Genomic DNA, 8,761 nt, shown 5'->3' on the forward strand with positions numbered 1-8,761 from the left:
CCATGGCGTGCCGAGCAGCGCACGCCGATCGCCCGCAACAACGGCGCGCCCCAGGTCTCCGCCAGCCCCGCGCCAGGCGGCTCGTTCGGGTCGCCGCCATGCGCGAGCAGCAGTTCGAGTGCATCTGCGTCGCGCATGTCGAACGCGCGCCGCAACGCATTCGTGCCGCCTACCCGCGCGCCGTGTTCAAGCAGCACGCGCGTACAGGCCGGATTTTCGACCGAGTGATACAGCGATTCGCCGTCGTTCGGATCGGCGCCGGCTTCCAGCAGCATGGCGGTGAGCACCGGATCGCGATTGACGCCCGCCGCGCCGTACAGCGCCGACAGCGGCTCCGCTTCGTCGGGTGCGGCAAGCGAAGCCGGCGGAAAGCGGTTGCCGATCCGCTGGTTCGGATCGGCGCCGGCATCGAGCAGAAGACGCGCGCACGCGCGCAGCCTGACGGCAAACGCGGGAAGCTGCCCGAGCCGCGAATGCGTGACGGCAACCAGCGGCGGCAGCTTCAGCACGCTGCCGGCGCGCGCGATCCAGCCGGGATCGACGGCCAGTGCCGCCTTCACCGCGTCGAGGTCGCCGGCCGCGCAGGCAACGGTCGGATCGCCCGCCACGAGATCGGGATGGTCGAGCAGCAATTGCGCGGCGACGCGCGGCCGGGGCGCGTCGAAGCCGCCGGTCACGTCGCCGCCGTACGCCAGGTGGAGCCAGCGCCGGATCAGCTCCGATCGCTGTTGCCCCGCCAGCGCATGCGTTTCGACGAATGCGCCGAGATCGGCCCATGACGCAAAACCGTACTCGCGCGCAATGCAGGATTGCGCGTCGTGCAGCCGAAGCCCGAGCGCGAGCGCTTCGTCGTGGGTGTGGTTCGCTGCTGCAGGGAGAAACCGGACGAAGCGCGCGACGGCATCGGCGTCGCCCTGCCGGTACAGGCGCAACAACGCCTTGGCCTGCTTTTTCAGATGATCGGGATTGGCCTTGGGAGGCAGCTTTTTCATGCGAATCCTCGTGCAGTAAATGGCCGAAGGTCCGCAATACCGCCAGCACAAAGGACAGGAGGAAAGCTGAATTTGCTGCGACAGGTGGGTTCAACCCTTTCCGCGGACCCGGAAGCGACCTGCATCGCTGACCGGTATCCTAGGCGACGGCCGGCGACCTCGTCAACCGCGCCGCTCTCCGCGGCGGCGGCGCTCAGCCCGCGAGCTTCTTCGTCAGGAAAATGCGCGCGTGTCCGACCGGATAATCCGGCAGCTCGCCGAAGCGGACATAGCCGCGCTTCTCGTAGAACGGCCGCGCCTGGAAGTCGAACGTGTCGAGCCACGCGCCGTGGCAGCCGCGCGCGACGGCTTCCGCCTCGGCCAGATCCATGATGCGCGTGCCCGCGCCCTGGCCGCGCGCGGCCTCGGGCACCACGAGCAGGTCGACATGCAGCCAGCCGTACGCCGTGCTGCCCCACAGGCCACCGACCACCACGCCCTCGCCATCGGTCACGACCACGGCCAGCGGACGGGCGTCGATCGGGCCCGCCTGGCTTTCGTTGAACCGGATGAGCGGCGCGACGATCTGCTTGCGAACGTTCGCGTCGCCCGCGTCCGTCACCTCGTATGTGAACGTCATCGGTTGAATCCGCTTGAATCGACCATAAGGAAGCGTTGAAGCCGTACGCCCCGCGTCAAACGACGTAAGCGCCCTTCGCGTGCAGTTCGGCTTCCGTGCGCTCGAGCGCGGCGATCGCATCGCTGCCTTCGAGCGCCAGCAACTGCGCGACCAGCGCTTCGGCCATCGCGTGCGCGGCCACCAGCGACGGGAAGAACGACGGGCTGTCGTGCGTGAAGATCAGTTGCGCATCCGCGTGCAGTGCGATCGGCGACACCGCGCTGTCGGTGATCGCGACGATCCGGCTGCCCTGCGCCTTCGCGGCCTGCGCGACGCGCGTCGCTTCCTGCGAATACGGCGCGAAGCTGACGACGACGGTCACGCTCTGCTTCGAGATCGTCCGCAGCTCCATTTCGAGCGAACCGGCGACGCCGTTGAGCAGCGACACGGTCGGGCGGAACAGCCGGTAGCCGTACACGAAGCCGAATGCAACCGGATAGCACGAGCGAAACCCCGCGACATGCACATGCGACGCCTTGCGGATCAGTTTCGCGGCATCGGCGAGCGCGTGCTCGTTCTGCGCGGCGGTGGCCGACAGGTTGTGTTGTTGCGCGGCAAGCAGGTCGTGCGCGAGCGACGCCTTCGCGTCGGGCCGCACGAGCGAGCGCGCCCGCTGCGTGAGCGGCTCGGGGCGCGTGCGTACGCGTGCGACGCACAGGTCGCGCAGCTCGTTCCAGCCGGGGAAGCCGAATTGCTGCGCGAGCCGCACGAGCGACGCGGGCTGCACCTGCGCGCGCTGGGCGACCTTGCGCATCGACGAGGTGGCGACTTCGTCGGGATGATCGAGCAGGAAGGCAGCGCCCGCCTGGAATTGCGGGCTCAGCTCGGAAAATTGCGCCCGGATCCGGGACGCGAGTTCGTCGAAATTGGCGGCCATCTTGGTGGGAACGGGAACCGGTCGTCCATGGTATCACCGGCCCCGCGCGCACCGGTCAGCGCAGCACTTCCACGTGATCGGCGTCGACCTTCACGCTGCCCGACCACTTGCGCTCGAATTCGCCGGTCACCTTCACTTCGCTCTTGTCGCTGACGGGCTGGCCGGCCGTCCACAGCTTGTGGTCGATCTCGACGCGGATCGTGCCGGTCGCATCGGCGAATTCGTAATCCTCGCCGCCGACATGCTTGACGATGCGGCCCTGCAACTGCACGTGCTGGTCGTCCTTGCCGTTCGCGAGCAGCTCCTTCACGGTGGTCGTGGTCAGCGTGGACGGCCCCGTGTATTGCGCGTAGACGGCGGCGGGCAGCGTGGCGAGCGCAACCGTCAGGATTCTGGCCAGGTGTTTCATGATCGTGGTCCTCTTCTTCGATGTGACGCCGCGCCCCGTTGAACGCGACGGTTTCAGATTACGGACCGTAAGATTAAGCAAACCTGAAGGTCGCGCCGAAGCGACACGGTGCCGCATCGGACGCGTACGAAAGCCCGCCGCGCACCGCCCGCATTTAAGGTCTGCCTAAGACACGGGCGCTTATCATGGGAACCCCGGGCGCCACGGCGCCCCGTTGAAGAGACACCAATTCATGCGCGTATTGCTCGTCGAGGACGATCCGCTGATCGGCAGCGGGCTCGAACAGGGCCTCAAACAGGAGGGCTTCGCGGTCGACTGGGTGAAGGACGGCGACGCCGCGTCCCTCGCGCTGCGCGCGACCGGCTACGGCCTGCTGCTGCTCGATCTCGGGCTGCCGAACCGCGACGGCCTGTCGGTGCTCGCCGCGCTGCGCCGCCGCGACGAAAACCTCCCCGCGATCATCATCACCGCGCGCGACGGCGTGCCCGACCGCATCGCAGGCCTCGACTGCGGCGCGGACGACTATCTCGTCAAGCCGTTCGAACTCGACGAGCTGCTCGCCCGCATCCGCGCCGTGAATCGCCGCCATGCGGGCCGCGCGCAGACGACGCTCGTGATCGGCCCGCTGCGGCTCGACCCCGTCAAGCACCTCGTCTGGCTCAACGACGACGAAGTGCCGCTGTCGCCGAAGGAGTTCGTGCTGCTGCACGAGCTGATGCGCGACCCGGGCGCGGTGATTTCTCGCGAGCAGTTCGAGGAGCGGCTGTACAGCTGGGGCGAGGAAATCGAGAGCAACGCCGTGCAGGTGCACATCCACAACCTGCGCAAGAAACTCGGCCACGACATGATCCGCACGGTGCGCGGCGTCGGCTACCGGATCGGTGACGGCGCATGACACGCATGCAACAGGCGATCGCGCGCTGGCGCAACGCGTCGCTGCGGCGGCGCCTGCTGACGTGGCTGATGCCGGCCGCGTGCGTGATCGGCCTCGTCGCGAGTGCAGGCACCTACTGGGGCGCGCTGCGCGAGCTCGACGACCTGCTCGACGACCAGATGCGCAGCATGTCGAAGCAGATCGTCGTCGGCCCGAACGGCGAGCTGTCGTTCAGCAACCACGCCAACGGCAAGCACGGCTTCGAGGCGAGCGACCCCGACGCGGTGCTGCTGCAGGTGTGGCGCAACGGCACGCTCGTGTATTCGACCGACCGCGATTCGAATCTGCCGCCGCCCGAGCAGAAAGGCATCGCGAGCGTCGACGTCGACGGTCAGCCGTGGCGCACCTATGTCACCGAGCGCGGCGGCACGACGATCCGGCTCGCGCAGGCTCGCCATGCCCGATGGGAAGCGATCGCGGGCATCGCCGTACACCTGCTGTGGCCCGTGTTCTCGATGCTGCCGCTGCTCGCGATCGGCCTGTGGTTCGGCATCGGCGCGGGGCTGCGGCCGCTGCGCACGATTGCATCCGGCCTCAAACGAAGGAATGCGAACAATCTGGAACCGGTCGACGTCGGCTCGATGCCGAACGAAGTCCGACCGCTCGCCGAAGCGATCAACGACCTGCTCGCGCGCCTCGACCGCTCGTTCACGCTGCAGCGCCACTTCATCGCCGATGCCGCACACGAGTTGCGCACGCCGATCATGGGGCTGTCGATCCAGTCGCAGTTGCTGCGGCGCGCGTCGACCGCCGAGGAGCGCGAGCACATCCTCGCGCAGATCCACGCCGGCACGACGCGCCTCGGCCACCTCGCCGAGCAGTTGCTGACGCTCGCGCGCCTCGAACCCGATGCGCAGGCGGCCGCCTCCGCGTCGGCCCCCGTCGATCTCGCCGCGCTGTGCCGGTCGGTGGTGTCGGATCGCACGCGCGTCGCAGACGCACACCGGATCGATCTCGGCGCGATCGTGTCGACGCCCGTGATGACCTCGGGCAATGCGGACACATTGCGCGTCCTGCTGAACAACCTCGTCGACAACGCGATCCGCTACGCGGGCGACGGCGCGCGTGTCGATGTGTCCGCACGCATCGACGGCACGACGCCCGTGCTCGAAGTCGCCGACGACGGCCCGGGGATCCCGGAAGCCGAACGCACCGACGTGTGGGAGCGCTTCTATCGCGGCGAAGGCGCGCAGGCCGTCACGTCGTCGGGCAGCGGGCTCGGGCTGTCGATCGTCAAGCGGATCGCCGAACAGCATCGCGCGACGGTCGCGCTCGGCACCACGCGCGGCGGACGCGGGCTGACCGTTACGGTACGCTTTCCGCTGCCGGGCTGACGCGCGCGCATCGCGCGGCTTTTCCACAGATTGTGTTGGCAAGCTTGTGGACAACCTTCCATTAACCGCACCAAGCCATTGATCGGAAAGGGTTTGTCCGTCGTGCGCGGCAAATGCGCCCGCCCGGGTCAGCTACGCACCCGCTCAGTTGTCGTCGACGATCCGCTCGATCCGCAGGCCGGTCGAGGTTTCGAGGATGCTGGCGTGCTGCTCGACGCGGCAATACAGGCGCCCCTTCGGATAGTCGTCCGGCCTGGGGCGCGTGCGATCCTCGACATGAACGACGACGGTGCCGCCGCCCGGATACGCACCGACGCGTTCGCCCATGTAATAGAGCTGGCCGTTCAGCTGGTAATAGCCGTGCCCCAGATACCAGAACGAGTCCTTCTCCGTCGCGATCGGCTGGTGGCCAAGGTAGATCGCGTTGCCCTTCCTGACGATCGGGTAGTACAGCAAGCCGATTTGCGGTTCGATGACGGTGTAGTGATGGGCACGGATGTCGTCGAGCACCTTGTCGCGAAGTTCGTCGCTCAGGTAGGTGCTACGGCCGAAATACTCGGTGTGATGGTACGCAGGCTGACAGGCGTGCGCACTCATGCTGCATGCCACCGCCATCAACGGCACGGCGATCGTTTTCCGGATCGTTCTCACTGATTTCTCTCCAGGTTCTTTATTGTCGGCCCGCCATCCGGTGCGGCAAATGTTACCGGTGCCGGATCGCGTCGCCAGTTTACCGACCCGCTCCCGTTCAGGGACGTGCATTCGTCTAATTGACAACCAGTTGTCCAATACGTAAAGTAGTTGTCAATTCATCCCGCGTATCGAACATGACGAAATCCGCGAAATTGACCGCCGTCGCGCTGTCCGTATTCCGCTTGAACGGCCTGCTGATCGAATGGGGCAACACCTTCTCCGGGCCGCACGGCCTGACCAGTGCGCGCTGGCAGGTGCTGGGCGCCATCTCGCTGGCGCCGGACGCCCCGAACATTCCGCAGATCGCCGACGCGATGGGCATCACGCGGCAGGCCGTGCTGAAGCAGATCAACGTGCTGACCGACGAAGGGCTGGTGCAGTCGCTGCCGAACCCGGCGCACAAGCGCTCGCCCCTGTACGCGCTGACGCCTCGCGGCGAGGCGGCCTATCAGGCCGTGGTCGAGCAGTGGCAACAGCATGTCCGCGACATCGCCGGCGACTTCAGTTCGGCTGACCTGGATGCGGCGATCCGCGTTCTGTCGGCGATGTCCCGTGCGCATGGCGCCGATGCACCGGCGTGAGCGTTCAATCGCCCCGCCCCCTCACCTTCACCCGCAGGAGTTCCCATGCCTCATTTCAAGCCGATGGATCCGGCCTTTCCGATCCAGCAACAGATCGCCATCGACGCGGAGCCGGTCGTCCTCGTCAACGTGTTCACGTTGGCCGCCGACGACGAAGCGGACTTCCTTGCCGTGTGGAAGGACGACGCCGAATTCATGAAGCGGCAGCCGGGATTCATCTCGACCCAGTTGCATCGCGCGCTCGGCGACAGTCCGACTTACCTGAACTACGCGGTCTGGGAATCGACCGCAGCGTTTCGCGCGGCCTTCACGCATCCGGAGTTCGTCGCCAAGCTGTCGGCCTATCCGTCGTCCGCCGTCGCGAGCCCGCACCTGTTCCAGAAAGTCGGCGTGGCCGGTATCTGCACGGCGTGAGTGCGCGCATGAATCGGGGCAACGCGTGGCATTCGCGGGTGGGTTGCGTGTCGCTCGCGCACCCCGACTTCTCCACAGAAAATGTTGGCAAGCTTGTGGATATCCTGCGCAAGCCTGCGCTAACCCGTTGATCGGGCTACGGTTCATGCGCGGCGTCACGGTTGCGGCACCGTGCGGCCTGGGCATGCGCGCCGGCCGACGATCCCGCACAATAGCGGCGCAACAGCAGCGCATCACCGTCGCCTTGACGCTCGCGCCTGCCACGCGTCAAGATCACGCGAGCCGCACGCAGGCGCGCATCGCCGGCTTCGCGCGACGGCTCAACGGCCCGGCCGTTCCGCCGGCGCCGCACCACGACACCTCACCCCGAGGAAGGCCATGGAACACTTCACTGCGTGGCAGTTGGTCGTCTCAATCGTGCTGGTCGCCGTCGTCATCTATCCGTACGTCCGCATCGTCCGGCGCACCGGGCATTCGGGCTGGTGGATCCTGACGATGTTCGTCCCGGTCCTGAACTTCATCATGTTGTGGGTGTTCGCGTTCGCGCGCTGGCCCACCGTCGACGATCGGCAGCCCTGACCGTCGCCACCGCGGCCGCGCGGCTTGTCCACAGATTTTGTTGGCAAGCATGTGGATAGCCTGCGCATACCGCGACCAAGCACTTGATCCGAAAGACTTTGTCCGCGCCGCTTCAAATGCGGCACGCGGCCGGGAAAGTGCCGCTCAGACGCCCATTCAGCATGGGGCGTGGCGCCTACCGCGCGTGCGGACCGGCTTGTCCACAGATTTTGTTGGCAAGCATGTGGATAGCCTGCGCATACCGAGGCCAAGCGCTTGATCCGAAAGACTTTGTCCGCGCCGCCTCAAACGCGGCACGGCGGCCCGCGCCACACCGGATGCGGCCGCGCGCGGGCTTGTCCACAATTTTTGTTGGCAAGCATGTGGATATCCTGAGCATGCGTGACCTAAGTCGTTGATCGCACAACGTTTGATCGCGCAGGTCACGGCTGCGGCACGGCATGCATGCGGACCGCATCACGCACGCCGCGCCGTACCGCCTCAACCGAATGCCTTGACCACGATACGTGCGACCGACGCGATCACGTCTTCCTTCGCGCGCGCATCGGCGCTCGCCTGCGTGTAGTACACGACCAGCACGATCGGCCCACCCGACGGCGACCACACGACACCCGCGTCGTTGGTCGTCCCGAAATCGCCGGTGCCCGTCTTGTCGGCGACCGTCCACCCTGCCGGCACGCCGGCACGAATCCGCTTGTCGCCAACCTTGTTGCCGCGCATCCACGCGACGAGCTGCGCACGCTGCGCGGCCGGCAGCGCCTCGCCGACCATCAGCACGCGCATGCTCGCGGCCATCGCGGCCGGCGTCGTCGTGTCGCGCGGGTCGCCCGGCAGCGCGGTATTCAGTTCGGTCTCCCATCGATCGAGCCGGAACGTGTCGTCGCCGATCGAGCGCGCGTAGGCCGTCACCGCCGACGGGCCGCCGAGCAGCTTGATCAGCAGGTTCGCAGCCGAGTTGTCGCTGTACTGGATCGCGGCCTCGCACAGCGCGGCGACCGTCATACCATCGCCGACATGCTTCCCCGACACCGGCGAATAGTTGACGAGGTCGGCCTTGGTATACGTCACGCGCTGTTGCAGCAACGCCGGGCGATCGACGCTCTGCGCCAGCACCGCCGCGCTCAGCATCGCCTTGAACGTGCTGCAGAACGGGAAGCGCTCGTTCTGGCGATGCTCCACGCGCCGGCCGCTCGCGACGTCGATCGCGCACACGCCGAGGCGGCCGCCCGCGCTGCGTTCGAGCGCCGCCAGCGCATCGAACGTCTGAGCGTCGAGCGAGGCCGCCGTGGC

Annotated in this window: 11 protein-coding genes and 1 pseudogene; 6 read left to right on the forward strand and 6 right to left on the reverse strand. The window is 67.1% G+C overall.

The window, feature by feature from the left end; genetic code table 11:
• The 4 genes and pseudogenes from G3N99_RS28980 to G3N99_RS28995 all read right to left on the reverse strand — a co-directional run.
• A pseudogene (locus G3N99_RS28980) lies at positions 1-992 on the reverse strand (hypothetical protein); the annotation flags it as partial.
• A 193-nt stretch (positions 993-1,185) separates the two neighbouring features.
• On the reverse strand, positions 1,186-1,611 hold the full coding sequence (locus G3N99_RS28985; RefSeq protein WP_174936874.1) for a GNAT family N-acetyltransferase: 426 nt from the start codon (positions 1,609-1,611) through the stop codon (positions 1,186-1,188).
• Between the two features lie 55 nt (positions 1,612-1,666).
• The gene (locus G3N99_RS28990; RefSeq protein WP_206124100.1) at positions 1,667-2,527 is read right to left on the reverse strand and encodes a MurR/RpiR family transcriptional regulator; all 861 of its coding nucleotides are present in this window, start codon (positions 2,525-2,527) and stop codon (positions 1,667-1,669) included.
• A 55-nt stretch (positions 2,528-2,582) separates the two neighbouring features.
• A complete protein-coding gene (locus G3N99_RS28995) occupies positions 2,583-2,936 on the reverse strand; it encodes a NirD/YgiW/YdeI family stress tolerance protein (protein ID WP_011354377.1) in 354 nt (117 codons plus the stop codon).
• A 232-nt stretch (positions 2,937-3,168) separates the two neighbouring features.
• Here G3N99_RS28995 and G3N99_RS29000 point away from each other — a divergent pair, with 232 nt between their 5' ends.
• Entirely contained in the window at positions 3,169-3,831 is a 663-nt protein-coding gene (locus G3N99_RS29000; RefSeq protein WP_174936870.1) for a response regulator, read from the forward strand.
• Positions 3,828-5,204 carry an ATP-binding protein gene (locus G3N99_RS29005; RefSeq protein WP_206124101.1) on the forward strand — a complete coding sequence of 459 codons (1,377 nt, stop codon included), beginning with the start codon at positions 3,828-3,830 and terminating at the stop codon, positions 5,202-5,204. The genes G3N99_RS29000 and G3N99_RS29005 overlap by 4 nt, the downstream gene beginning before the upstream one ends.
• Before the next feature lie 144 nt (positions 5,205-5,348).
• Here G3N99_RS29005 and G3N99_RS29010 read toward each other — a convergent pair whose 3' ends face one another.
• Complete coding sequence (locus G3N99_RS29010) at positions 5,349-5,801, reverse strand: hypothetical protein (RefSeq protein WP_174945873.1); 453 nt, start codon at positions 5,799-5,801, stop codon at positions 5,349-5,351.
• On the opposite strand from G3N99_RS29010, the gene G3N99_RS29015 reads away from it, so the two are divergent.
• The 4 genes from G3N99_RS29015 to G3N99_RS29030 all read left to right on the forward strand — a co-directional run bounded on the left by G3N99_RS29015 (position 5,800) and on the right by G3N99_RS29030 (position 7,471).
• The gene (locus G3N99_RS29015) at positions 5,800-6,000 is read left to right on the forward strand and encodes a hypothetical protein (protein WP_206124102.1); all 201 of its coding nucleotides are present in this window, start codon (positions 5,800-5,802) and stop codon (positions 5,998-6,000) included. The genes G3N99_RS29010 and G3N99_RS29015 overlap by 2 nt on opposite strands.
• Before the next feature lie 31 nt (positions 6,001-6,031).
• The gene (locus tag G3N99_RS29020) at positions 6,032-6,478 is read left to right on the forward strand and encodes a MarR family winged helix-turn-helix transcriptional regulator (RefSeq protein WP_174945869.1); all 447 of its coding nucleotides are present in this window, start codon (positions 6,032-6,034) and stop codon (positions 6,476-6,478) included.
• 45 nt (positions 6,479-6,523) lie between these two features.
• A complete protein-coding gene (locus G3N99_RS29025) occupies positions 6,524-6,892 on the forward strand; it encodes an antibiotic biosynthesis monooxygenase family protein (RefSeq protein WP_206124103.1) in 369 nt (122 codons plus the stop codon).
• Positions 6,893-7,270: 378 nt separating this feature from the next.
• A complete protein-coding gene (locus tag G3N99_RS29030; RefSeq protein WP_041493212.1) occupies positions 7,271-7,471 on the forward strand; it encodes a membrane protein in 201 nt (66 codons plus the stop codon).
• Positions 7,472-7,951: 480 nt separating this feature from the next.
• Here G3N99_RS29030 and blaPEN-bcc read toward each other — a convergent pair.
• On the reverse strand, positions 7,952-8,761 hold an 810-nt coding region (blaPEN-bcc, locus tag G3N99_RS29035), incomplete at its 5' end, for a PEN family class A beta-lactamase, Bcc-type (RefSeq protein ID WP_206124104.1).

This window comes from Burkholderia sp. Ac-20392 (genome assembly GCF_017104585.1).
Lineage (GTDB): Bacteria > Pseudomonadota > Gammaproteobacteria > Burkholderiales > Burkholderiaceae > Burkholderia > Burkholderia lata.